Source organism: Aeromonas enterica (assembly GCF_054052465.1).
Genome location: NZ_JBSTYL010000002.1, coordinates 115,920 through 140,844 on the forward strand (window position 1 = coordinate 115,920; position 24,925 = coordinate 140,844).

The window sequence follows — 24,925 nt, forward strand, 5'->3', positions numbered from 1 at the left end:
GTAGTTTATTCAATTGACGTGAGTTTGCAAGTAGCTTGCCGCTGGTCAAACCACGAAATTCGCCAAACTTCGGCGTACTATCGCAAATTTGAACAGATCTCACGACAAATTGATTACACCATGTACATCCCGCCATTAACATGCAGGGTTTCGCCAGTGATATAGGCGGCGTCATCAGACGCCAAGAATACCACAGCTGCGGCAATTTCTTTTGGATCGCCCAAACGGGCAGCAGGCACCTGATTCATGATGCCAGCACGTTGATCGTCATTCAGGGCACGGGTCATGTCGGTCTCGATGAAACCGGGCGCAACCGCATTCACTGTGATACCACGGGATGCCACTTCCCGTGCCAACGATTTGGTAAAGCCAACCAGACCCGCCTTGGCGGCAGCATAGTTGACCTGGCCAGCATTGCCCATGGTACCGACCACTGAGCCGATGCTGATGATCCGGCCATGACGCTTCTTCATCATGGCGCGCAATACTGGCTTGCTCAGACGATACAGAGAGGTGAGATTGGTGTCGATGATTTCATTCCACTCATCATCTTTCATGCGCATCAACAGGTTGTCGCGGGTGATGCCGGCATTGTTGATCAGAATGTCGATCTCGCCAAAGCGCGCCTTGATGGCCGCAAAAACAGTTTCGATGGATTCCGGACTGGTCACGTTCAGTGCCATGCCGCATCCCTGCTCGCCCAGATAGGCGCTGATCGCCGCTGCGCCGCTCTCGCTGGTCGCAGTGCCGACGACTTTTGCGCCACGGGCCGCAAATGTTTCGGCAATCGCCCGGCCGATGCCACGACTGGCACCGGTCACCAACACAACCTTATCGGTAAAACTCATGATCTGCTCCTGTTTACTTGGACTGGGCCAGCGCCAGCTCGAAAGAGGCGGCATCGTTGGCGTGAATGCCTTCCACGCGCTTGTCGATGCGCTTGGCCAGCCCGGTCAATACCTTGCCCGGCCCCATCTCGATCTCGAGGGTGACACCTTCATTGGCCATCCGCTCCACCGTCTCGGACCAACGGACCGGACTGAACAGCTGACGCACCAAGGCCTGCTTGATGGCGGCCGGATCCTGTTCACAGGACACGTCGACATTATTGATGACTGCGATGGTTGGAACCTTGATCTCGATCCCGTCCAGCGCAGCCGCCAGTTTTTCTGCCGCCGGTTTCATCAGGGCACAGTGGGAGGGTACGGAGACTGGCAACGGCAGCGCACGCTTGGCGCCAGACTCTTTCATCAAGACGTTGGCGCGCTCAACCGCTTCCTTGTGACCGGCGATCACCACCTGACCCGGGGAGTTGAAGTTGACCGGGGACACGACCTGACCTTGCGCCGCTTTTTCACAGTTGGCGGCAATGGCCTCGTTGTCCAGACCTATGATGGCGGCCATGGCGCCAGTCCCTTCCGGTACAGCTTCCTGCATGGCCAGACCACGCAATTCAACCAGTTTGACGGCATCAGTAAAGGCCAAGGCACCGCTACACACCAGGGCGGAGTATTCCCCCAGACTGTGACCGGCCATGACGGCGGGAGTTGCCCCCCCCTGCTGTTGCCACAGACGCCAGAGAGCGACGGAGGCGGTCAGCAGCGCCGGCTGGGTACGCCAGGTCTTGTTCAGATCTTCAAGCGGACCATCCATCACCAGGGCAAACAGGTCATAACCCAGCACCTGGCTCGCCTCGGCGAAGGTTTCCTTGATCACGGCGTGCTGCTCGGCCAGCTCGGCCAGCATGCCGACGGTTTGGGAGCCTTGTCCCGGGAAGGCAATGGCAAATTGGGTCATCATTGATTCCTTTAAGGTAAGACGAAAACGAAATCGGTCGCGGAATGGTGCAGGACCCCATCCCGCTGGAGATCAGAGGCGAACCAGCGCCGAGCCCCAGGCAAAACCACCGCCGAAGGCCTCCAGCAGCACCAGTTGGCCCGGTTTGATCCGGCCGTCGCGCACCCCTTCATCGAAGGCGATGGGCACGGAGGCGGCAGAGGTGTTGCCGTGCTTGTCGAGAGTCAGCACCACCTTGTCGAGGCTCATGCCGAGCTTCTTGGCGGTCGCGCTGATGATGCGGAAGTTGGCCTGGTGCGGCACCAGCCAGTCGAGCTCGCTCGGCTCGACACCAGCCGCGGCCAGGGTTTCGGTCACCAGCTCGCTCAGGCGAGTTACCGCCACTTTGAACACATCGTTGCCTTTCATATACATGTAGGCTTCGAGCTCGGCACCCGGCATGCCACGACGAGGGTGTGGCAGCTTGAGCAGATCACCATAACGGCCATCGGCATGGAGGTGGGTCGACAGTATCCCTGGCGTTTCGCTGGCCCCGATCACCACGGCGCCGGCACCATCCCCGAAAATGATGATGGTGCCGCGATCTTGCGGATCGCACATGCGGGACAGCACATCGGCACCGACGACCAGCACATGGCGGGCGGCGCCGGATTTGACGAACTGATCGGCGATGGAGAGCGCATAGGTGAAACCGGCGCAGGCGGCGGCCACATCAAATGCGGGGATGCCGGGCACGCCGAGCAGACCCTGCAGCTCACAGGCGGCGGCCGGAAAGGCGTTCTCGGCGCTGGTGGTGGCCAGCACTATCATGTCGAGATCGGCTGCGGTCAGACCCGCAGCATCCAGGGCGCGCAAGGCGGCCTGGTGAGACAAGGTGGCGACGGTTTCGTCGGCACCGGCAATACGGCGTTCACGGATCCCGGTACGTTCCACGATCCACTCATCACTGGTTTCAACCATTTGCTCGAGATCGGCGTTGGTACGCACTGAACTCGGCAGATAACTGCCAGTACCCAGAATTTTGCTATGCATAGAGTTCTTATAGATCCCTGTCGGAAAAGACAGATTCAAGGCGATCTGCTATTTGCAATGGAAGTTGATGCTTGGCCTCTTGTGCGGCCAGCAGGATCGCATTACACAGAGCGCGCCGTTCGGCCCGCCCATGGCTTTTTACCACAATGCCGCGCAATCCTAACAGACTTGCGCCGTTATACTGGTCGGGGTTCAGGTAAGAAAAACGTCGTTTGAACATAAATCCGGCGATACGACCAAGAAAACTGCGTTTCTTGCGGGGATATCCGGCCAGCTGGGCCATCATCCGTACCACACCTTCCGCCGTCTTGAGGGCGACATTGCCGACAAAACCGTCGCAGACAATCACATCGCACTCGCCGCTGAAGATGCGATCCCCCTCGACGAAGCCGACGAAATTGAGCGCACGGCACTGACTCAGCAGCTCGGCGCTGTGACGCACCAGATCGTTGCCCTTGATCTCCTCCTCCCCCACGTTGAGCAAGGCGACCCGGGGAAAGGCGATGCCTTCCACCTTCTCGGCCACCACTGAGCCCATCACCGCAAACTGCAGCAGGGTGTCGGCATCGCAGCTCACGTTCGCCCCCAGATCCAGCATCACGGTACGCTTGCCGCTCAAGGTCGGCAGCGCCTTGATGAGCGCGGGTCTGTCGACGCCGGGCAGGGATTTGAGCACGCACTTGGCCATGGCCATCAGGGCACCGGTATTGCCGGCACTGACGCAGGCATCGGCCTCACCGGCTTTCACCAGATTGAGCACAACCCGCATGGAGGAGTCTTTCAGGGTACGCAGCGCCACGATCGGCTTGTCGCCCATGCCAACCACCTGGGATGCATGTACGAAACGAACGCGAGGATGAGTCAGCAAGCCATGTTGCTGCAACAAGGAGGTAGTCTGGTGTTGATCACCGACCAGGATCAGTTTTAGCTGGGGCAAAAGAGACAGTGCCTGCACGGCGGCAGGCACTGTTTCCGAGGGGCCAATATCTCCCCCCATTATGTCTAGCGCGACAGTTTGCGTAGACAAAGGCAATCCTTAAGCGATTACCTTTTTACCGCGGTAGAAACCATCGGCAGTCACGTGGTGACGACGATGAATTTCACCACTGGTCTGATCAACAGTCAGAGCTGCACTGGTCAGCGCATCGTGTGAACGACGCATGCCACGCTTGGCACGGGTTTTACGGTTCTGTTGTACGGCCATTGTAGGCTAACTCCTAGATTCACTTACGTTTAAGCTCTTCAAGAACTGCAAAGGGATTCGGCCGCTCATCAGCAGGTTCGATATCACCCCAAGTCATCTCCATGTTACCGCGCGGGCAAGCATCCATCGGATGCATCGCCACCTGAGGCAACGAGAGAATGAGTTCATCCTCCAGGATTTGATGAAGATCTATCTCGCCGTTTTCGTCCAACTCAATGGGCTCATAAGCTTCCGGCAGTTCTTCCTCGTTTGTTTTTTCAAACAGCGGAGTGTAGATAAAATCAGCTTCACAAAGGTATTCGAATGTATCTCCACAACGCTGGCAAACCAGGTCAACCTTGGCATGGGCAGTGCCTTTCATAACGGTCAACTTCTGGACATCTTTGCCAAAGTGCAGTGATACATCTACATCACTCTGCAAGCCTGCGGTTGATGCTTCCAGCCTGGGCATCTGCGACTTTTCCACTATCCCGACATAGTCGAGCAGCTTCAAGGCATTACGGACTGGATCAACCTTAACGGGCAACTTCACCTTTTGCATAGGGCGCGAATATTATAGGTCCAACAACTGATAGTCAAAGGAAAAAGTCCTTACCGCCGATGATTTTAACCATACAAGTCCCTGAGATGCCGGGACTTGTTCTCATCGGTAGCTGATTATGCCACAAACGGCAGGATCCAACACTGGATCCTGTATGAATTCAGTAGAGATAAGGCCTGCAGCCTCATTTTCACCCACAACGCGACCACGCCTCCCCCTCATTGACCCCCATTTCCTCTTCTGTTTTGCCCCAAAAATGCCCCAAATTTGCCCCAAGACATTCGCCTTAATTCGACCTTTTGACACATTATTCCCAGAAGCGCCTGTTTTTGTTTACAGCCTGATAAACAAAATCATTACGACGGGACAACATTGCATCAATGCGCTGGCGCTTCTCTTCCGCATCCATGGTGCGGTCGCGCTGGATCAGCTCTATCTTGTTCCGTATCACGCGGATCTGCTGCTGGGTGCCACTCAAGCTACGGCGAGACTTCAAGATCCCCCCCTGCTCTTCCAGCAACTCATTGACCTTATCACTCAGCCCTTCGCTGCGGTATTGGTCCACCGTGCGTTTGAGCTGGTTCACCTCGTTCAGCATCCGGTAAAACTCTTCCATATGCTGGGTGGACTTGGCCGGCCCGGTACCGCGATATACGGCTTTCACCAGAGGGATCTCATCGGCACGCCAGCTTGCTGACTCGCCTGGACGGGCAGCCCGGATCAAGCCGTCGGCCGCAGCCATCACATAACTGCCCATGGTGCCGGTGTAGCCAATCACCAGGTGCTCCAACTGCTTGGGAGAAAAGCCTGACAACTTGCCCAGTTCGCGCATCAACAAGCTGGTCTGCTCGTTGTAACGTGCGTCTGCCCGCACACTTAACTCTTGGACATTCTCGATAGGCCCTCCACGGAAGGAGTCGTAGTTGAAGTACGACTCCGCCACCGGTTTGAAGAGCTGGGGGATGGGGTTCAGGGCGAATGTCTCGCCAAGGGCTCGCGCAACAGCTTTCCCAAACTGAGCACCCGAGTCTTGACCACCCATGGCGCGCACCATCCGCTCCGGGATGGTACCGAATAGCACTCCGATCTCGAAGGGCTTGGGAATACGCCAGTGCTGTTCACCAAGGAAGAAGTGCCAGTTGGTATCTTTGTCCCAATCTGGCAACTCCTCATAGCGCTCCTCATCCCAGTTCCATGCCAGCAAGGCCAGACTGGCAGCGGTGATCATGCCCGCCCGCTTGGCGATTTCACGCGGGTTGTCGCGTAGTTCCCGGGTCAGCTTGCCCAGTCCCTGCACCCGTGCGTTGAAGAAAGGCAGAACCTGTACCAATGCCTGCATGGTGCGGGACGCCCCCAACATGGAAAAGTCCATCAAGTCCTTCGATTCGAACGCGGCTTGAGCGTGACTCTTGCCTGCCTTGATCGCGGCATCATAGACCGCCTCGCGGTTGGCATTCTCAAGCGCTTCACCAAGCCTGTTGTACTTCTCCCAGACGTTGGCAATGACCCCCTTTGCATGGGCGGTATTACGGATGATGGACTTCTCATAGCGCGCTATCTGCTCTGGCGTCATGCCCTTACGACGCAGTGACTTGCGTACTGTATCGGCCATCGCCCCCGGGTCGTTGCCATTGACATACCCTCCCAGAAAGCTGCCACCACTGAACATCACATCGATGGTACTGCCATCCATCGCCAGGGTCTCCTTTACCCCCTTGATGGAGTCAAGCAGCAGCTTGAAGCCGTCCTTGCTGATCACCCAGCTGGAAAGGGAATCGCGCAAGAAGTTGCGCAGCATAAACTCAGGCGAGGCGGTGACGCTTGCCGTCAGCAGACGCTTGGCCTTGGCGGCCAGGTTAACCATGGCGCCAAACGGCTGGCGATCGAAGAAGGTCATGGCGCGATAAAGGTCTGGATCCTCGACCCGGATCATATAGTCCTCCCCATCAATCTTGACGGTGATAAGGTCTTTCCCACCCTTGAGGGCACGCCAGTCCATCATGTTGGGCTTGGCCACTACCTCGATAAGGCTGGTATCAGCCAAGTTCCAGACCGTCTTTTGCGCCGCCATATTCTTCATCGACGCATCGATCAACTTGGCGGTCGAGGTGAAAATGTTCTCCAGCAGATCGTTGGTATTGGCTTCACCGCCCTTGAGCTTCTTGATACCGGCGCTCTGATTGGCAATCCCCTTCGACTTGAATGGTGCCAGCACATCGCCATCCTCCGACTCACGGAAAAAGGGGATGTACCACTCGCTTTCGAACTCGGCCCTCGCCTCTTTAGTGAAGAGGCCCGCCTCTTGTGCCAAATCCAGAGTGGCGGCATTGAGCCGGTTCCAGCGCGCCTTGGCGTCAATGAATGCCTTCTCTTTGCCCTTGCTCAGCCCCTTGAGGGCAGCAATGTCCTTCTCGCTCAGCAGGTTCTCACGTCCCTGCCCCATCAGGATTTCAGCCCGGTGCCCTGCCATCCAGCCCAGCCAGTTGTGCAGGTCTTTTCCAAGGTCAGAAAAAATGCCCAACAGGGCATCATTTTCACCAGTACCAGCCTTTCGCTGGATCACCCCGTCTTTCCACTCTGGCAGCCCGTAGAGCATCGTCGCTTGCATGGTGGAGGCTGCGCCAGTGGCCATGCGCGCGGCCACATATCCAGAGTCGGCAGCCTCGGTGATACCAGCGGCTTCTTCCGCATATTTGATGGGGGCCAGGGCGTCTAGCACCTCAGTGTTGGTCTTCTTGATGACGCGATCTATCCATGAACTGACCACGCCGCGGTCTACCTGGCGTAGCTTGTTCAGGTTGGTTTTGGTCTTACCTATGATGTCGGGCTTGGGGCCCAGATTGAGCTTTTCCATCGCCTTGTCGGCGACGGTACTGGTCTGGCTGAATTTCAGACCATCAGGCGGGAGAGATCCATCGTCTCGAGGGCTTTCATGTTCGCTTCGTGTCGACGCTTTTTGTCCTGCCGCAGTGACTCGATCTCGGACTTTGTCAGCATCCTGGGCACGAAGGAGGTAACGGGCTTCTGACTCGGTGAGAGAGTCGAAGCCATAGCCGAATCGGTTTTGCCACCACGCTTCAAGGCCTGTGCCGTCATACTGGTCTCGCAGTCGCTCAAGAGTTGAGCTATCTATGGCAATTTTGGCGGAATACTGCTTGCCGGTCAATGCCGTCGCCGCCAGCACCTCTCCGCCCCGGTGCTCGATATACCCCTTGAGGTTGGCCAGGGTGCCGCCCTGGGTCAGGGTGTCATCCATGATGAGATAGGGTTTGTCGGTCCTGACCGGACCATCAAAGTTCGGCTGATTGGCCAGCCGGCCAAAACCATCCTGCGCGGTACGTCCCACCTTTGCCGCCTGCACAACGTCCACATCTACATCGATACCTAGCACGCTACCCAGCACATCAGCCATTGCTTGAGGGATCGCGTTGCGACTCACTGCCTCCTCGGCATGCACTCCGAGGGCGATGGCCGAACGATCGCCGATTAACCCTTTGAGTTGCTTGATGGCATCGGGAGAAAGCACATCATGGACCAACCGCCGGGCAGCAGCATCATCGCCCCCCTTGGCGGCCTTGTAATCAGGATGGCTGGTCGCATCGGCAAGCCGGCCGTGCAATATGACTTCAGGGAAGCCCGCTTTCCAAGGCGTGCGTTCAGCATTGAACCATAACCGACCACCATCAGCCCCCATGCGATCTTGGCCAGGGTGCCTCAGCTTCTTACCCAGCCCCTCCACCAAGGTACGCGTTTCGGCTGCAGTGATACCATCCGCCACAACACCGACAGCACGCAGAGCACGGATGACCCAGGCCACCACCTGGTCCCAGCCACGGCGCCAGGCGGTGGGCTCCAGTTCAGCCAGATGGGCGACCACCTCTTCTGCCTGGGTACCGATGTCCTCATCCGCGTAATGTGTGTTCACCCAATCCCAGACTGCCTTCATGCTGGGGGATTGCCGTGATTGAACAAGGCGGCTTATCAACCGGGTGTATTCACCTATCCCCAATACGTTGGCCAAGCCATAGTGGGCAAGCACCTCATGGCGCAAGATCTCACGCATCCGTTTCGGTGTGGAAATGGTGTCGGCGGCGATGTGCAGGGTATCAGTGTCATCATCGAAGGCTGCTCGGCGGAGCAGTCCTTCCCGGGTATCCAGGCCCAGTGCCTTTTCAAGTTCAGTCTGGGTGGCATGGACTTGCACCTGGATCCGGGCCGCCCCCCGGTATTGCTTGAACCAGAGCTTGGTCACCAACTCGACTTCTTTCTTGGTCAGGTGCTTGGCAGGCCGCGCGCCTTGCGCCATTCCCTGTTTGGAGAAGAGGATCCTGCGATCGCCCTCTTCACGCTCTTCAATGGTGTCGAAGAACTGATCGAACCCAGAACGGATTGCCGGAATTTCCCCAGCCGTGGGATAGGGATAACTTCCATCCAGGCGAATTCCCAACGATGCCTCTGCATCCCAGGCGGCTTCACTGACAATGTTGGCCAGGTAGTCATTGCTGGCCCCCTGGTCTTGCAGTTTGGCAATCAGGTACGACTCGAACGCCCGCGCGCTCAACTCCCGATCGGTGGTCCAGTACGCTTTGCTACGTTTGTCATCCAGCTTGCGCGACCGTTCCTTGAGTGCGGTTTGCTTGATGGCTCGGTTGACGGCACCGAATGCCTCTATCATCTCTTTACGCACGGCGCCACGATGGATAAACGGGCTTGCGCGAGCCGCCAGTGAGACATCCTGAGCCTCGGTCATCATCCCGCTTGGGTCTTTTCGCATCCTGGCGAAGTAGCTATCCAGGGCATGCCACCACTCATGGCCCAATGACCCTGCACCATTCATTTTGGTAAGGTTGATCACCACCTTGCCGGGCTCGTAATGTGCTGCCGCCGGGTTAATCCCGCCGGCTCCCCTGGCGCCAAAGGCCAAGCCCAGTTCACCATTGAGTGACAGTGCCTTGGGAGATATCTCGAGCACCGCCGCCATATCCATCAGCGCATCATAAGCATCATTCAGGTCGCGTTGACGGCGCCCCTGCGCCACCCAGTTACCAAACTCCACGCCTCGAAAGCCAAAAGCCTGGCCAAACAGCTCAGGCGAGACATCGGCCCCGCCTCGCATGTCCTCGCCCACTCGGGGTTGGTTGATATCACGGCGTTCATGCGGGATCTTCTTGGCCATGTCCAGCTTGCTGACCAGCTCGTCATAGTGTTCATCCCGGTACTTCCTGGCATCGCTGGCACGCTCAAATTCGGCTGTCAGATCCAGATAGTTGCGGCCGACTTTCTTACCGACGATCCAACCTTGGCCATGACGGCGACTGTAGATGGAGAACGAGATTGCTTTGGGTTTACTGTTCGCTTGCGTCAGCTGGTCGTAACGACGTTTGAATTCAGCAATCACCTCGGCTTTGCTCGATCCGGATACGATATTGCGTGGCCAGCCGCCAAAGGCGCCCGACTTGCCCTCCCTGCTGATGGTCCAGATCCCCTTGGGTGGATTGTATTTCACCCCCTCGTACAGGCTGTAACTGCCCAAGCTGAGCTCGAGATCAGAGAGGCTTCGTTGGTGACCGACCGCCAGGTACAGCTCTGCTCTGCTATGAATGGCATGGGCACTACGCAGGTTGACGCTCGATATCACGCGGTTTGCCGCATCGGCATCAATGGCGCCATCCATCAAGCCAAGAGACATATCGCGCAACGACTTAACAGCCTGCGCCCAGTTGCCGACCTTGTAACTGACACGAGGCTTGGCTGGAATGGCATCACGAGCGGCCCTGGCAATGGCAACCGCATGGCGATCAACCCCAGACTCAATCAGCCTGTCGTAGTCCGGTGCGGGCCATGACTTGGATAAGGGCAATGTCTTGATCTGCTCTGCGTTCACCCCTTCGATGGTGTCGCGATACGCTGCCCAGGTATCCTTGCGTGCCCCGCCAATTTTCTCGCCAAAATCGGTTATCTTTTTCTGTGGCTCTGTTTTATCTGCCACCACCGGTTTGGTGGTATCCCCCTCCTTCATCCAGCGCTTAAACTCTGCTACTGGCATGGCCTTGATGGACCCCAGCCCCTGCCATCCCGTCTCGTAGTTAGCCAGGTAACCGACTCTGGCGGCCTGTTCATCAACAAAGCCCATCATCACCTTGTGTTCGTCAAACTTGCCTGTCTTTGGATCAACTTGGTCCACCACATAGACAGTGGCGCTATCAGGCTGATCACCAATGAACACATCAAGCTGATCACCATCAGCCCCCTCGGTGCGTTTGATGTAGCCATAGTCGTGCGCCATGGTCGATTGCCAGGCCCTGCCATCCCGATCCACACCTGAACGGACAGACCCCTTCGGGTTTTCCAACGTGATGTCGACACCTTGCAGTTTGAGGTGGCCCTTCTTGTAATTGCCAGCTTCCTTCTGCGCATCGGTGGGCGCTGGCGCCACCTCTTCGCGTGCGGCCTCAATCTGCTGCTTCGGCTCGCGGGCTGTTGCGGGGAACAACTCTCTTACCTTGGCGACCGATGACTTGGCCACGACCAGCCCCCCTTTGCCGGGGATCACCTTCACGCCAGCCTCCTTGGCCCAGCGCTTGATCAACGGCAGATCACCTTTCAGAGTGATGGTGCCATCAGGGTTGTCAATGGCCTCAGCCCATGGTGCGGGTGCAGATGTGGCAGTCCCAGAAACAACAACCCCGGCATCAGTGGCCGGGGCTGTCGTCAGTGTCGGATCATCACTCGGTGGTCCGTCTGGTGCAGGTAGAGCAGGAGTGAGGTCTGCTGTATCTCCGGATCCAGTTCGTCTGGCGTGTTCGGCAGTGGCTGGCTCAATACCCGCTGCAGTTGATGGGCTTGCTCCAGGCTGATCACCTTGTCGCTCACTGCTGATTGCAGGTACTTGGGTAACAGGCTCATTGCTCACCTCCGTTTGTGGCTGGCCGGTAACTGCATCGCCCAGTTGCGCGGCCTTTGCTTGCTCCACCTCGGCAATTTTGGCGACCCCGAAACCGCCACCATTGAGCGGTACAGGGATTTCTTTGCCTTTGTGGCTGGCAAGTTGGGCTTCTTTCTCGCTGGCAAACGGCTTGCCTTTGCGGGTAATGCGTAAGGATTTGAGCGGGCCAAACACCGACTCTGTCTCACTTCCAGCTTGCGAAATCGCTTGATCACGGACCTGCGCAGCAGCCTCTGCAGCATACTGCGACTCAGTGCCTGGCTCAAAAGTGGCGCTCTGCAACACATCGCGTTGAGCGAGTGCCTCTTGTTGCTTCAGCTCTGCGGCCTGCCGATACCCCTCTATCTCGCGTTCTTGTTCAGTCGGTGCCCTCAACGCTTTCGGTTTTGGTCCCTCTGCAGCAAGCTCCAGCGCACTTTTGTTGCCGGCAAAGGGGTCTGCCCCCAGCTCGTGAGACTGGGCTCGTTCATACAAGCTCTTTCCTTGTTCTCCACCCTGCATCTGAGCAGCAACAAGCTCTTGCACTGACGGGCCGAAATCACCAGCCAGCGCACGCTGTACCTCGCTATCTGCGGCCAACCCCTTGAAACGATCGGCGGTTTCATCGCGACGCAGGTAGGCCGGTACGTCGCGCAGTTCGTCGAATTGGCCGGTGCTTGGGCCAAGCGGGGATTGGTCTGTCGCTGTGGGGGCTTCTGGCTCGGGAGTGATCGGTGACTCAACTTGCTCATCAAGCTCGGGGTCTTGTACGGTCGATTCAGCATCTTGAGCCTGGTGATCTTCGGTCACTACTTCGCCACGTTCACCGCGCAGCCCACCGATACCGCCAGTGGCACCGCCAACCCCCATACCGATAAGGCCGCCCTCGATGGCTGAGGAGACAGCCCCTTTCATGGGATCTATGTCAGCACCCGTAACCTCATTTAGCGCTTCATTGACGCTGTACTGCTGGGTGCCCTCCTCCAGCGCCTCGCTGGCCCCTTCGCCAGCAGCCCCTTTGCCCATCCCCTTGAGCACGCCGCCACCGGCGCCTTTACCGGCCAGCATTTTGAACAGCATGGTGTCACCCATCAGAGTGCCCACGGCCGCCGCCCCCCAGGTCTTGGTATCCCCCATGGTGGCCTGGCTGGCCAGATTGGCGGTTTCTTCGCGTGCCATCTGCAGCTTCTCGCTATCGGAGAGATGTGCTGTCTGCTGATCGGCATCGATACGCAAGAAGGCATCCCGGAAAGTCGTGCTGTTTCGCAACTCATCGAAGCTCATGCCCAGCACAGAATCCCTGGCATTGACCCCCGCAGCGCCGACCGAACCGGTTACCCCTGTGGTCGTTGCTGCTCCAGTGGCCAACCGGGATACCGTCTTGGCCGCAACAGCTTCCGCCACCTCTTGCGTGGCACCTCGCTTGATCATGGAGGCGGTCACCATGCGGCTGATCGTCGCCTTGGCTGCCAGCCCGGTGATCCCGCCACTCGCCAGCGTGGGGATAAGCGACCCCACTCCTTGCGCCATTTTCATCGCCCAGACATCAATATCCCCAGCTCCGTCCCCCAAGATGATGGAGCCCGAGGGTGACTCGCTGACAAGGCTACGAGTCATCGCCTCCTGCGCATCGTCGCTCATCCCCTCCTTGAGGCTGTCCGCTCCCGATTGAGCCAGTTCCCCAGCACCCGCCACCACATCCAGCGCCGGCGCCAACTTCCTGGCCAGGTTCGCACGAGCATTTTCCAGGTAGTCCCCCTGCTCCTTGCCGCCATTCTGGCGTCCATAATTGCCCGCCTGGCGCGCCAGCTCACCGATGCCGCCCACAAGTTCAAGACCGCCAGCACCAACAGCACGAGCAACGTCACTGAGACCAACATCCAGATTGCGCGGCGCCGGTGCGGGTGTAGTTAAACCGGCATCCAGGCTGTTCCAGAACTCTTCCATGCGGGTATCACTTTGCTGCGCCGTCGGCAGCGTAGTTGCGGTCTTATCCATGGCGTCCTCGAGAATGGAAAAAGAAAAGCCCCGAACGGTGAACCGTTCAGGGCTTGAATTGGGAAATGCTGACCAATAAACAGACTGGTCGACTTTGGGCAGATGCTAACGCTGGAGAGAGCAAGATTCAACCGGCTGTCGAATTATCGGCATCATCCTCTTGATAGTTTTAGCCAAGCTTTCGCGCTCTTGTCGAGTGAGGTCAATCTCATCTAACTGTTCCAGCAGCACAGATAACTCAGCCTGTAGTTGTTCTGATCTCATTGCACACCACCCACACTGAGTTGCTGGGCCAGCTTGGTCAGTCCCTTTGGGGTGATACGCACCTGCTCACACAGACGCTCATTCCCATCAGGCATTATCACTGTGGTCACCTTGTGCTCGAGCAAGCCCTGCTGCACCTTGTCCTGATACCCAAGCCACTGCTTGCCGCCGGCACGCTTGTAAATCCAGTGCTGGCTGCTCAGGTGCTGATTGAACTTTTTGGGCGGCTGTTGCAAGGCTTTAGCCGCCTCTGTCAGGTTCAGTGAGCCATCGGCAGTGGCGATCAGATCCAGCGCCTCCACCTTAGGCTTCATACCTTCGACCTGCTCTTCCAGCACCAACACCTTCTCGGTATAGGTCAGCAGCAGCCCCCGCATGGATGCCGGATCATTCAACACCGCCATCGGATCTGGTTGTGCCAGCGTCTCCTCCAGCTCCTGCCAGCGATCCACGATACGGGCGGTGAACTCAGGGCACAACTGGGCGACCACGATCAGCGAATCGCGCTTGCCCTGCTTGCCGGTGAAGATGTAGGTGGAAACGAGCCGAGGTAAACCTAAGTTATTGATTATTTCGAAATCCTGCATTGCAGGAAGCTGGATAACGGCTTTTTGGGTGAGTCGCTCGATAGTCACTTTCACGTTGTCGTGGCGACTGCCAACCAGATCGGCGATCTCCTGGCTGGTCATGGTGGCATCACCACCATTCTTCAGCGGCCCTACCAAAACTTTGGCTTGCTGATACGGCTGTTGTATAGTCATAACGTAACTCCAATCATTATCTGCTTGGTTTACATTCCTCGGCCTCAGCTGCTCTAACAGGTGAGGCCGAACTCTTTCTGGCATCTACATCTAGCCAACATGTTTTAATGACGCCCTTCCTTTTTGTCTTGTTCCATTGACTTCATTAATCGAATTACCAGCTCAGCATTTACTGATCTGATGTTCGTCTCTGCTTGCTTCTTCAAATATTCCAATAACTCCATCGGGATACGGAATCTGGACTGTTTCATGTCTTTGGTTAGCTTCATCCCCCCTCCTCTATAGGCCTCACCGTGAGGATGTCAACAAAGTACTCACGGTGAGCATTTCTGTCAACCCTACGGTGAGGCATAATCAAAACTACAATTTTGATGTGCACTATCCCAAACGGAACGTCGAGAGCATTTATGAGTAGAGAGCATCCACAGCTAAGAGTCAGGATCCCGTCAGAATTGAAAGACGAGCTAGAGGCCCAGGCGACAGAAGCAGGACGCACACTCACCGCAGAAATAGTAAACAGACTTGAATTAAGCCTGATGAATCAAAGCCAATCACCATCTTTGATTGATGCCAAGAGAGCAAAAGAGCTTGCAGGCATCGCCCGTAGGAGACTGCCGAGAACGATTCTGGAACGTGCTATCGCTGATATTGGTAAAGCTGTTAGCTTGGGGCACGAATCAGCGTACGTTCACCTGAGTGATTTCGAGTTGGAATTACTAAGCGATGAGCGTTTTCAAGAAGTAACCGAAATGGTTATCTCTGAGTTAGAAAGGGCTGGCTACAAAGCATCATTCACGGATGCCGAATCATTGGATATCGAGTTCACATAAACTGCCATTCAATATCACCACGTTAGATCAGAGATCACTTGTTCTTACTTCTGCCCAAGGGCCAGACTCATCGCTTGATAGGCCGCAAGACCATCGGGAGACTTATTGAGGCCAGGGGGCGTTTTGAAGGGAGCAACGAGCGCATTGAGTGCAGCCTTCTCGGCAGCCCTGGGATCCTGCTCGGCGACCGGCGTTGGAGTGGGTCCCCCTCGCAGTGAATTGGCTGTCTGCCCATCCCGTCGCAGCTGAACCCAGCGGCTGTAAACCTGGTCCAGCATAGCCGGATCCGCATGCTCGGCAATTGGCTTCCCATTCGCTCCCGCCTCCTGCACAAACTCGCGGCGAAGAGCATCCTTGCCAACCCATTGCGCCAGTCCAGAGGGTGACGGCTCTGCCCCTGTACTGGTCGCCGGGGCCCGAGCCTCCAGACCGAACACATCGCGTAGTTCAAGCGCCTGCTGTTGGGCAGCATCTCGCTCTGCAGCGATAGCACTCTTCTTCTCCTCCTGGCTCAGCATGCTGTCACGACGGATCTGGCCAACTGCCTTCTCGGTGTCTGCCTGCAGCTTCACAACGGCCTGGCGGTAGCCCTTCACATCCGCCCCAGGCGTTAAGCCAAGGCTAGTGCGAATCGTATCCGCATTGGCCACCATTTCACGGGAAAGCGCTGCTCGCTTGTAACCGGTACCGATAAAGTCACTGATGGGGATCACCTTGGGCTGATCGTCTTCACGGGAGGTCCGATTTTCAGTGACCGGTCGCAGAGCTGTCGATCCATCGTCATAAGTCACCGCGATCCCCAGCACCACGCCTGCCCCATCCGGCGTCACCATGAGGGCACCCAGTGACTTGTCCTTGATACTCTTGCCTGTCTTGGGATCTATGTCACCAATGCCGGTCTTGATTTCATCTTGGTAGAGAGTACCGGCAGCCTTGAGGAAGTCGGGGTTATTGATCCGCTGGACCCCCTCCTCGCTGTTCCAGTCCAACTTGCCATTCTCGGCATCCCCCATCAAGCCGCCAGCATAGGTCACGAAGCGTTTACCAGCATCGGCATACTGGCTATCCATGTAACGCTCGGGGTTGTACTGGCCCGCTTTCGGATCCCTCACTACTTTCCAGAATGCATCGCCGGGGGCGTTTCCTTCGGCGATGCGTTGCCAACCCTGCTGGATTAATGGCAGATACTCTTGCTGGTAGGCCTCTTTCTCCTTTCGGTCTTTCAGCCACTGATATTCCTCCTCCGCTCGGGAGTCTGCTCGCGCTGCCCGGGCATTTGCCGCCCTGGTGCTGGCAATGGACGAGCGAACCTGCTCCGCATAGAGGCCATCACGTCGCGCCTCGCGCTCATCCTGCTGACTGTCTCGCTGCCGGGCGTAAGCAGTCTCATCGGCATAACGTTCATCAGCCTGGCGTTGACGGTCCAGATTGTTCTGCCACATCACATCCCGCAGATTCAGCGCTTTCTCTGCCCGCTCATCAGCCTTCTGACCACGCTGATAGATATTCATGGTATTGAAACCGGCCAGAAAGCCGTCAGCCAACCCCATCACTGCCATGCGTTCCTCCTTAAAAAAGACTGCCCAAGGCCCCGATGCCCGCACCGATCGCCGTACCGATACCGGGCATCACCATGGTTCCTACCGCCGCCCCGGTGCCAATGTTGGTCATCGTCAGTTGCTTCTGTTGCGACGTCAGACTCTTGTTCATCGCCTCGCGCTGTTCATCGAGCTGTGCCGCATCTTGCATCCCCTGCAATGCCTGGCGGCGAGTCTGGGCGCCAATGTCTATCAACCCGAATCCCATTACATGCCTCCCCCCGCCCGGATAGCTTCACGCAACCCGGCATCCGCCCCAGTCAGGATGCCCATCTGCCTGGCCTTCTCCTGCTCGCGCAGGCCGTTTTCTGTTCCCGCTGTCATTAAGGCCATGCGCAAATCCTGACTGTTATCACCGGGTGACTGCATGGCGGCCACGCCCATACGCGCATTACGATTGGCCGTTGCCTGCTGGGCTGAGCGCAATGCATTGGCATTGTTGCTATCTACCCGCGCCAGTTGCTCTTGCAGCAACTGGCCGTTGGTGGCCAACTCCATCAGCTCCTTCTGTTTTGGATAAAACCGGGTCAGCCAGTCTTGGTATTGTTCCCGGGTGATCCTGGCGAAGGTATCTGCGGCATCTCCCATTGCTTACCCCCTTAATAGCCCTTGCCTTGCAGCACGCTGGCGATGGGACTGATCTTCTTGTTGGCAGGTGTGTTCATCGTTTGGGCTGTGTAAGCCCCGCCCATGGCGCCGACCAAACCCAGAGTGGCCTGCTTCTCGTTGAACTTGTTCTGGGCATCATTCGCGGCTTTGTTCAGGCTGGTGTTGGCCAAGTTGTTGTACCCCTCCAGCGCCTCAGCCTTCTGTCCCTGCCCCATGGCGGCAACATCCTTGAGCCCGGCCACGTACCTGTCTTGCTGGCTGGACTGTGCCCGATTGACGGTGTCGGTCTGGCTCAGCGCCTGGTCAGTCTCGAGCTCATTCATCGTTGCCTGATACTTGCCACTGGTCGGATCCACCCCGCTCGCTGCCATTGAATCTGCCAGCCCTGCACGCACCTCTCCAAAGGACTGCGCAGTACCCAGCGCCGCCGTACCAGCCAGCTTGTCGTACTCACCCTGGCTGTTGAGGTCATCTACCTTGTCAATGAAGAGATCTTCGTATGGTTGCAGCTCCGTCTTGTAGAGGTCCCACTGCTTCATCGCCACCTCGGCCAACGCTTTCTGTGCTTCGGTCTCTGGCACTTCATTGGAGCCGCCCTTACCCATCTCATCGCCTCACAAGTCAATCTGGAAAACCAACAAGCCATCAGCATCGTCCGGCTGACGCACCCACCCCATTTTGGGTGCCACCTTTAGCCACCCTTGCGCGCAGAGTGAAACCGCAGCCAACGGGCCCCTATCATGCGTGCCAAGCGCTTCACCTCGGGTAAATGTCGCTCCGGTGCGCCTTCTTCCCCCCACCCAACCCACACCAAAATGCCCGTCAAACCGCGTTCGACGACCGGTTTTAATACAAAACCATCCGGGCCGCGTATAAACAAAAACGCCACCCTATTTCGGATGGCGTTTTCAATTCGTGTTCCCTCTGGGCCAAAAAACAGCCGTCGAGCATGCTCATTCGCGCCCTTCATCTTAAACTTGATCACCCTGGATAAAACACATCACCACTGCGCCAAGCATATCGAACCACCATGATGCTCCAAGCTCTGCTTGGCCCGTGATCTGTACTCGAATCGTAACGGGTGCGTTGGCGGGAGCATTGAGTACCATTCCCGCAGAACGGTAGTTCTCCGAGTACGGCCCTGATGCTGCCACACTGACTGATCGCACCTGCCCATTCACCGTTATCGTGCATTCTGCTGAGGCGTCAGAGTCAACCATTGCATCTCCACCAGAGTTGCGACTCCCCCCTTTAGCCGTAATCTCGATGCCATTCACGACAACCATTCTTCCTTGCTTCCAAGCCGGGATGGTGATGGTCTGGTCGGCAGCGTTGGCCATGGCAACGACTTTGACTACATCCCCAACGATACGGTCTGCTGACAACGTTCCGTATATCTTGCAATCTTCACCAATCACACAGTTATCTATGGCCATGTTTTTGACATAGCCGCCCTCGGCTTGCAGGCGATTGGTGTAGATGCTGCCATCGCTGTAGATGATGCTGTGCCAACCTTTATCCCAAGCGGCATAAGGCCCTCCCAGACCAAACCCGGCAGATCCACCCGCCATAAAGGCATTGCCCATATCGATCTGGCCACCGGTGATCAAGGGGGAACTGATACTGACCCCTGCCTTGACATAGTCGGCGGTGATCTTCTCGGAATGGATGATCTGGATGGTGGCAGCTTTGATCACCGCTTCACGAATGGCTACCGTGCCTTCATCGGTGACCCCGAAGATGATCTCTCGCTCGGTCGGCTTGGCCGGGTTGTAGATGGCAAAACGGGTGGCGGAGGCAATGATCTCATCCACATCAGGGTTTGTTCTGGCCCAGACACCAGCGGTGCTATGTAGAGGACCCACCTGCCCATTTTTATTGATGAATCGAACCCAGTAATAAGCCTCAAACCCTTTACCCACCGCGTCAGCGTAGACATTTGCCAGCGTCGTGCCGATCGCCGCCGCGTTTGCCGGGTTGTCCACCTCCGCGCGCAATATCTCGGCATAGGAGTGCCCCTTGTAGGCAGGGATATCCCACGTCAGGGTGATGGTATGAAAGGCGCCATCAGCGGTGACCGTCATCGGTGCAACAGGCGGTTGTACACCAGACCACTCAGGATCGGTTGGCTCGACAGGGGGCAACTCTGGCGCAACAACCCCACTGCCGTTGCGACGCAGGTTAATCATGCCAAGGGCAGCAGCGTCTCGCAGGGTCAGTGCCTTATCCAGCCGGTCTCCCCGCTGGCCGGTCAGGATCTGCATGTTCTCGGTCACCCCCTGCAGGGTACCGCTGTCGCGAAATGCACTTTTGTTCATTGTGCCGCGACCTCCGCAATACTGGCGCCCAGGGTGATGCGTTCTATCACTGCCGTGCCGGCTACCTCAACCTGCCAGCGCCTACCACGCAAAGGCGGCAACCGGAATACACCCGCAGGGACCTGGCCTTCGGTGAGTGAAAATTCGCGCACCCCGTCAATGATCAGCGTAAATCGACATTGGTTGATCACGTCACTGATCACCCTGGCGCAACCCAACCTGACGCCGGGCGGCAACACAAACACCTTTGAGCGCCATACCATCGGCAGGGTGGTGTTCCCGCCTCGCCATTGATAGAGCTCAATGCCCTTGGCTACCATCAATGCATCGAGTTGCATATCCGTCACAGCGGCATCCCAGCGCCCTGACAACCATCGCAGATCACCAGCAATCGGGTCGAAGATAAAGCCATGTGTATCGGTCAGGGCGACATACCAGCCTTCGTGATACCAGGCCCGTATAGTCTCCGGCTTGATCAACTGCCATTGCGTTCTGGTGATCATGCCTTCTGTTACCAGGCGTCCACCATCAGCCCCGACGCCCACCAACCCATCCGGTGCGGCGTAGAGAACCAAACCGTCCAGTGCAACCATCGACAACGAGCTGATACAGGCTTGTTGTACTGACGCCAGTTTCTGCCCGGTGATCGAGGCGGGTGATACCCCTTGAAACAGATAGGGATACCCCTTGGTCCCCACGACCAATGCCGTTTCAATGGCAGCAACTGCCACGATGTCATGCTCAGTGGTCAGTTTGTACTTATCTGGCCAGGCATAGGGCAGGAACGGCTCAGAGAACAGCACTGTGTTGCCGATGAAACCGGCACAGATGCCGTTGGCCATCTGGCAAATACCCCGCATGCCATCCGGCGGTATGGTGTAGCCATAGGTTTCCAGCACAGGCCCCAGCTCATCATCCTGCTTGCTGTCGCTGTAGGTGACCGTTGAAATAGGGAGCTCTGCAACCAGCAGATAATCCGCGATCCCGCCCCCTGCCACAGAGCGATAGAGGCGACGTCGGTCGATATTGCTGTTGTTGGTCGGGGCGGCGGAGAGGCCAACGACGACGGTTGAATTTGGAATGGTGATGGTGATCTTGACACTGGCCGGGCCTGGCGCGCCCTCCTCCCCCAAGCCCGAGACATAGGTCTCGACATAAAAACGGGTGTCATCATCGGTGGGATCATCATCTTCGCCTCCAGTTGGCGGCGAAATCGACTGCATATTGGGGGGCGTTGCAGGTGCAGGGATCCCCAGCCGATACCAGGTGGTCGGTTTGTTGGCACCACTGGTCGCGATAGCGTCGTAGGTTAGCTTGGGATACTCACCATCGGTGTAATAGACCCGATTGTACTGGTCTTGTGCGATGGGCGAACGCATCACCTCAACCGCCGTATTCCAAGTAAACCAGTGCTCCCCGTAATAGTGAAACAAGGTCTTGGGTACCAGCGGCAGAGTCATGCCGACCGGCTGGTCATCCATCAACGGCGACACAACGCCGCGATCAAAGTGACAGTCCTGCGCCAGGGTAGCCGCCTCGTCAGGCAATAGGTGATCTGCCACTCGCGGTACCATCCCACGCATGGTGACGATATCAAGCAGTGGCATAAGGTGCTCCATATAGCAGCAATGAAAAAGCCCGACTCGCAAGAGCAGGGCTATGATGGATAACGCTTAACTTCTTTTAGCCAGCAATACTGATTTGAACCGTTTGCCCGACACGGGCAGCCAGCCATTCACCAATGCCAGGCCAAGGCACCGCCATGGGGATTGTGCCGTTGTTGGCCGGTATGGTCACAGTGCCGGCCCCGACGATGGTGAGATTGAGATCGGGTGCGGCACCGACCAAGTACACATAGAGGTTGCTATCATAATCCGTGCCGTATAACCCCTGAAATACCAACCCCTGGTAACTGCTCGGACTGATACTGCCATTGGCGCCAGCCCAAAATCCAAACGCCGTGTCACCTTGTCCGGGTTCCCACTCGGCAACCACCATGTTGAACACAGTCGCAGCACTTCGACCCGCAAGTTCTCCTAACCAGCACGGCGCGGGTAACCCTGCGCGATTGGCTGTGTCACTCATCCAGCGATTGCCGCCAAACTCGCCATAGGCGGCAGACAACAAAAAAGGTTTATTTGGAACCGCCATCAGTACGACTCTAATTTTTCATCGAGGGCTTTTACCGCCTCAACGAGCAGGGCCAGCACACCGGCTTGCGCAATCGACAAGGTACCGTCGGCGTTCAAGAAGACGGATTCTGGTTGTACCTCAGCCAGTTCCTGCGCAATCAGTCCGGCTTCCCGTCGGCCCGCTTTGTCATACAGATCGCCAGAGAGGCGCCTGACCTTGGCCAATGCGTCGGTGATGGGGGTTATGTTGGATTTGAGCCGGCGGTCAGAACGAATATACACATCGTTAAAATTGCCATTGCCCGCAGCATACATACCGCCTTCCGTCCTCAGCGCGTCATCATCGGTATTGGTGACATAGAATTTCTTGCCACCGTAGGTGCGTACCCAGGTAACATCCTCCATGTAGATCCCGCCACCATGGGCCTGGCTATACCAGCCTGTGTTCCCGGTGGAACGAAACCACTGGCTCAGGTAAAGCGTGTCATATGACCCGCCATCCTCCATGTAGGGATGGGTATGTTCAGCGGCCGCCAGCGCGGGCTTATCCGTCACTTCGGTCCAACCAGGCCACCGTGACGCGGTCTCAGGGATATTGGATAACTGGGCCCAAACATGGTCATGGGGCGAAGGCGGCATGGTGGCGGGTTTGTCCGTGACCTCATCCCAACTGGGCAACCAACTGGCCGGCTTCGCACCGACATCCGCTGCCCCGAGTACCACCGCCCCCGTCATACCATTGACTGTTACCACCACATCCGAGCCATCAATCTTGAACCAGTTGGCGGTAGCCGGATCCCAATGCAGGTAATCCCCTGCCACATAACTGACCGTCGCAATCACGCCATCATGCGATATCCGGTAAAACGGGATCCCCTGATTCTCTGCCGGCGTCGGTGGCGTGCCGGCCGCCGCATTCCAGGCGCCCAGCCACACCAGCTGAGACGTGATGGCCTTCGCCCATTTTTGGGCCTGCAGGGCCCAATGCAGTGCCGAGTACTCCCCTGGCTGCCCGTTGATGTCGCTCCCTTCAGGAGTCTGGGCCCAAGCCTCCGCCATCGTCTCAGCCAGGCTGGCACGCTCCGCGCTTGCACTTGCTGCCACCTGGTCTTGCTCCGCCTGGCTGGCTTTTTCACTGGCTGTGTCTGCGGCCGCAAGCGCCAGATCCGTTTTCGCCACCACCACATCCCGCATCTCCTGCACAGCAACGCTTGCCTGTGCCACGGACGCCGCGTTGGCACTGACCTCGTCACGTTGCGCAGCCACTGTCGCGGCATGGTTAGCAACCTCAATTGATTGCGTCTGTACCATCGCACTATCAGCTGAGACCTGCTGCGCCAAGGTGGTTACTCGTTCGGCGTGCTCGACCGTGATGGCCTTGGCTTGTTCAGATACTTGCGCCGCCGCCTCTGCACTACTGGCAGAGGTTCCCGCATCAGTTGCAAACGCCGCCGCCTCAGTCCTGGCGCTACTGGCTGCATCGGCTTGAGCCGATGCTGTCGCCGCACTGGTCGCGGCCTCATTTGCATGGGTAGCCGCCAGCGCTGCGCTCTCGCTGGCATCCGTGGCCTTGGCCGCTGCCGTGGCGGCACTGGCCGCAGAGGCAGAAGCACTGGAGATAGCGGTATTCGCGGCGTCGTTGGCTTTGGCGGCATGGTGCAGGGCGGAATATTGGTCCTCTGTCACTGCCACATCCACCGATTGTTCTGCCCACGTCTGCGCGCGGGTGGCCGAGCCAGCGGCGGCGATGGCACTGCTTTTCGCCTCATCCGCTTGACTGCCCGCCGTCATGGCGGATGCAGAGGCGGCATCTGCGTGTTCAGCAGCCAACTGCGCTGCCTGTTGCGTGGCTATCACATCAGCCCCGGTTTGCAGCAGATCCTGCTCTGCTGCTTGCGCCGCCAACTCCGCTCTTTGCATGGCATCCAGTGCCCTATCCAGCAGCGGGGGAGTCAAATTGATGCCGTTATCGACCAGAATACTGTTCAACGTGCCATCAATGCTGTCCGCCGTCACACTCCCGGTGCCCATGTAATCCATGTCGCCACACAGATCATTTTGGGCATACACATCGTAGGTTCCGACCGCCAGCGGGAAACGATACCCCCCAACGGGATCACACTTGAACGTCAGCACCGACCCCATTAATACCTCGTGACTGGTGCCGAGCGCACGTAGCTCTATCAACGCCCCAGGTACCGGCACGCCGGCAGGATCGGTGATCACGCCAAAAAGCTGGATCATGGGTTAACCCTGATTAGTTTGGAACTTGTTACCACGCAGGGAGGCAAGTGTGCTGTCGGTCTGGATCTTGATGCCAAGGTACTGGGCAAAGGCCTGCAAATGCAGCTGACCACGACCAGAGTTGGCCGTGTCGTCCGCATCGCGCAGATACGCCCGATAGATGATCCAGTCCATGCACGGCGTAAGGTAGGTCTCATCCATCTGCAGCTCATTGCCGGCCTCTACCTGCGAGACGGTTACTGATACCGGCAAGACACTCAGCACCAGGTCCACCTGCACACCTGCAGCAACCCCGGGATAGAGCCAGAAGGTGTGTGGGTTGGCCAACTCATACAGGTAGGCCTCTGCCTCAGCGGCACCGGTTTCGGTTACCCACTCCGGCGCCAGATCGTCGAGCACACCTCGTTCAAAGTAACGGAGCTTGCGCCCCCCCGTATTACGCTCCACCTCAATGAGTTTGATGGCACCTGCCGGCAAGGCTTGTCGGGTTCCGGCGACACAGTCAAAGGCCTGCGTTTGGGCAAAGACATCCGGCCGATAGTTGGCGATCGCCGCAATGGCGCTGTTGTAGTAATGGACCAGGTCCTCCAGCGACCAATGGGTGCGCGATGTGTCGGTCAGCTCAAGGGAAACCCGCTCAAGCAGGTCCTTGATGGTGGTCATGGGTACCTC

At 57.4% G+C, this 24,925-nt stretch carries 19 protein-coding genes; 1 reads left to right on the plus strand and 18 read right to left on the minus strand.

The genetic code is table 11. The features are described 5' to 3' along the window. Nucleotides 1-113: 113 nt before the first annotated feature. The 9 genes from fabG to ACW5XD_RS02780 form a co-directional block, all read right to left on the minus strand. Nucleotides 114-848, minus strand: coding sequence for a 3-oxoacyl-ACP reductase FabG (gene fabG, locus ACW5XD_RS02740; protein WP_456493516.1), 735 nt, complete (start codon nt 846-848; stop codon nt 114-116). 13 nt (nt 849-861) lie between these two features. Next, on the minus strand, nt 862-1,797 hold the full coding sequence (gene fabD, locus ACW5XD_RS02745) for an ACP S-malonyltransferase (RefSeq protein ID WP_456493517.1): 936 nt from the start codon (nt 1,795-1,797) through the stop codon (nt 862-864). Nucleotides 1,798-1,869: 72 nt separating this feature from the next. Then, nucleotides 1,870-2,829, minus strand: coding sequence for a beta-ketoacyl-ACP synthase III (locus ACW5XD_RS02750; protein ID WP_065403598.1), 960 nt, complete (start codon nt 2,827-2,829; stop codon nt 1,870-1,872). A gap of 7 nt (nt 2,830-2,836) precedes the next feature. Beyond that, nucleotides 2,837-3,856 (minus strand): phosphate acyltransferase PlsX, encoded by a 1,020-nt coding sequence (plsX, locus tag ACW5XD_RS02755; protein ID WP_456493518.1) that lies wholly within the window; start codon nt 3,854-3,856, stop codon nt 2,837-2,839. A gap of 9 nt (nt 3,857-3,865) precedes the next feature. Then, nucleotides 3,866-4,033, minus strand: coding sequence for a 50S ribosomal protein L32 (gene rpmF, locus ACW5XD_RS02760; RefSeq protein ID WP_005311492.1), 168 nt, complete (start codon nt 4,031-4,033; stop codon nt 3,866-3,868). A 19-nt stretch (nt 4,034-4,052) separates the two neighbouring features. Next, nucleotides 4,053-4,574 (minus strand): 23S rRNA accumulation protein YceD, encoded by a 522-nt coding sequence (gene yceD, locus ACW5XD_RS02765; protein ID WP_456493519.1) that lies wholly within the window; start codon nt 4,572-4,574, stop codon nt 4,053-4,055. Between the two features lie 307 nt (nt 4,575-4,881). Then, on the minus strand, nt 4,882-13,497 hold the full coding sequence (locus ACW5XD_RS02770) for an LPD38 domain-containing protein (protein WP_456493520.1): 8,616 nt from the start codon (nt 13,495-13,497) through the stop codon (nt 4,882-4,884). A gap of 260 nt (nt 13,498-13,757) precedes the next feature. Then, the gene (locus tag ACW5XD_RS02775) at nt 13,758-14,522 is read right to left on the minus strand and encodes a phage antirepressor KilAC domain-containing protein (protein WP_456493521.1); all 765 of its coding nucleotides are present in this window, start codon (nt 14,520-14,522) and stop codon (nt 13,758-13,760) included. 104 nt (nt 14,523-14,626) lie between these two features. Beyond that, complete coding sequence (locus ACW5XD_RS02780) at nt 14,627-14,791, minus strand: Arc family DNA-binding protein (protein ID WP_456493522.1); 165 nt, start codon at nt 14,789-14,791, stop codon at nt 14,627-14,629. 138 nt (nt 14,792-14,929) lie between these two features. Between ACW5XD_RS02780 and ACW5XD_RS02785 the strand changes: the two genes are divergently transcribed. Then, on the plus strand, nt 14,930-15,352 hold the full coding sequence (locus tag ACW5XD_RS02785; protein WP_456493523.1) for an Arc family DNA-binding protein: 423 nt from the start codon (nt 14,930-14,932) through the stop codon (nt 15,350-15,352). Nucleotides 15,353-15,396: 44 nt separating this feature from the next. Here ACW5XD_RS02785 and ACW5XD_RS02790 read toward each other — a convergent pair whose 3' ends face one another. The 9 genes from ACW5XD_RS02790 to ACW5XD_RS02830 all read right to left on the minus strand — a co-directional run bounded on the left by ACW5XD_RS02790 (nt 15,397) and on the right by ACW5XD_RS02830 (nt 24,916). Next, nucleotides 15,397-16,911, minus strand: a complete 1,515-nt coding sequence (locus ACW5XD_RS02790; protein WP_456493524.1) for a hypothetical protein — start codon at nt 16,909-16,911, stop codon at nt 15,397-15,399. Between the two features lie 10 nt (nt 16,912-16,921). After that, a complete protein-coding gene (locus tag ACW5XD_RS02795) occupies nt 16,922-17,158 on the minus strand; it encodes a bacteriocin (protein WP_456493525.1) in 237 nt (78 codons plus the stop codon). Then, nucleotides 17,158-17,538 carry a hypothetical protein gene (locus ACW5XD_RS02800; RefSeq protein WP_456493526.1) on the minus strand — a complete coding sequence of 127 codons (381 nt, stop codon included), beginning with the start codon at nt 17,536-17,538 and terminating at the stop codon, nt 17,158-17,160. Before ACW5XD_RS02800 ends, ACW5XD_RS02795 begins: the two co-directional genes overlap by 1 nt. An 11-nt stretch (nt 17,539-17,549) precedes the next feature. Next, nucleotides 17,550-18,164, minus strand: coding sequence for a hypothetical protein (locus ACW5XD_RS02805; RefSeq protein ID WP_456493527.1), 615 nt, complete (start codon nt 18,162-18,164; stop codon nt 17,550-17,552). Between the two features lie 366 nt (nt 18,165-18,530). Next, nucleotides 18,531-19,877 (minus strand): hypothetical protein, encoded by a 1,347-nt coding sequence (locus ACW5XD_RS02810; RefSeq protein WP_456493528.1) that lies wholly within the window; start codon nt 19,875-19,877, stop codon nt 18,531-18,533. Further along, nucleotides 19,874-21,484 carry a hypothetical protein gene (locus tag ACW5XD_RS02815; protein ID WP_456493529.1) on the minus strand — a complete coding sequence of 537 codons (1,611 nt, stop codon included), beginning with the start codon at nt 21,482-21,484 and terminating at the stop codon, nt 19,874-19,876. The genes ACW5XD_RS02810 and ACW5XD_RS02815 overlap by 4 nt, the downstream gene beginning before the upstream one ends. Before the next feature lie 76 nt (nt 21,485-21,560). Beyond that, nucleotides 21,561-22,028, minus strand: coding sequence for a hypothetical protein (locus ACW5XD_RS02820; protein WP_456493530.1), 468 nt, complete (start codon nt 22,026-22,028; stop codon nt 21,561-21,563). After that, nucleotides 22,028-24,253, minus strand: a complete 2,226-nt coding sequence (locus ACW5XD_RS02825) for a tail fiber domain-containing protein (RefSeq protein ID WP_456493531.1) — start codon at nt 24,251-24,253, stop codon at nt 22,028-22,030. Before ACW5XD_RS02825 ends, ACW5XD_RS02820 begins: the two co-directional genes overlap by 1 nt. Before the next feature lie 3 nt (nt 24,254-24,256). Then, nucleotides 24,257-24,916 carry a phage adaptor protein gene (locus ACW5XD_RS02830; RefSeq protein WP_456493532.1) on the minus strand — a complete coding sequence of 220 codons (660 nt, stop codon included), beginning with the start codon at nt 24,914-24,916 and terminating at the stop codon, nt 24,257-24,259. Between the last annotated feature and the right edge of the window lie 9 nt (nt 24,917-24,925).

Coding starts and splice junctions, on each gene's coding strand:
- ACW5XD_RS02790 (WP_456493524.1), bottom strand. CDS start 16,911: ATGGCAGTGATGGGGTTGGCTGACGGCTTTCTGGCCGGTTTCAATACC.
- ACW5XD_RS02795 (WP_456493525.1), bottom strand. CDS start 17,158: ATGGGATTCGGGTTGATAGACATTGGCGCCCAGACTCGCCGCCAGGCA.
- ACW5XD_RS02815 (WP_456493529.1), bottom strand. CDS start 21,484: ATGCCACTGCTTGATATCGTCACCATGCGTGGGATGGTACCGCGAGTG.
- ACW5XD_RS02775 (WP_456493521.1), bottom strand. CDS start 14,522: ATGACTATACAACAGCCGTATCAGCAAGCCAAAGTTTTGGTAGGGCCG.
- rpmF (WP_005311492.1), bottom strand. CDS start 4,033: ATGGCCGTACAACAGAACCGTAAAACCCGTGCCAAGCGTGGCATGCGT.
- yceD (WP_456493519.1), bottom strand. CDS start 4,574: ATGCAAAAGGTGAAGTTGCCCGTTAAGGTTGATCCAGTCCGTAATGCC.
- ACW5XD_RS02770 (WP_456493520.1), bottom strand. CDS start 13,497: ATGGATAAGACCGCAACTACGCTGCCGACGGCGCAGCAAAGTGATACC.
- ACW5XD_RS02750 (WP_065403598.1), bottom strand. CDS start 2,829: ATGCATAGCAAAATTCTGGGTACTGGCAGTTATCTGCCGAGTTCAGTG.
- ACW5XD_RS02800 (WP_456493526.1), bottom strand. CDS start 17,538: ATGGGAGATGCCGCAGATACCTTCGCCAGGATCACCCGGGAACAATAC.
- ACW5XD_RS02780 (WP_456493522.1), bottom strand. CDS start 14,791: ATGAAGCTAACCAAAGACATGAAACAGTCCAGATTCCGTATCCCGATG.
- ACW5XD_RS02810 (WP_456493528.1), bottom strand. CDS start 19,877: ATGAACAAAAGTGCATTTCGCGACAGCGGTACCCTGCAGGGGGTGACC.
- fabD (WP_456493517.1), bottom strand. CDS start 1,797: ATGACCCAATTTGCCATTGCCTTCCCGGGACAAGGCTCCCAAACCGTC.
- ACW5XD_RS02820 (WP_456493530.1), bottom strand. CDS start 22,028: ATGGCGGTTCCAAATAAACCTTTTTTGTTGTCTGCCGCCTATGGCGAG.
- ACW5XD_RS02830 (WP_456493532.1), bottom strand. CDS start 24,916: ATGACCACCATCAAGGACCTGCTTGAGCGGGTTTCCCTTGAGCTGACC.
- fabG (WP_456493516.1), bottom strand. CDS start 848: ATGAGTTTTACCGATAAGGTTGTGTTGGTGACCGGTGCCAGTCGTGGC.
- ACW5XD_RS02785 (WP_456493523.1), top strand. CDS start 14,930: ATGAGTAGAGAGCATCCACAGCTAAGAGTCAGGATCCCGTCAGAATTG.
- ACW5XD_RS02805 (WP_456493527.1), bottom strand. CDS start 18,164: ATGGGTAAGGGCGGCTCCAATGAAGTGCCAGAGACCGAAGCACAGAAA.
- ACW5XD_RS02825 (WP_456493531.1), bottom strand. CDS start 24,253: ATGATCCAGCTTTTTGGCGTGATCACCGATCCTGCCGGCGTGCCGGTA.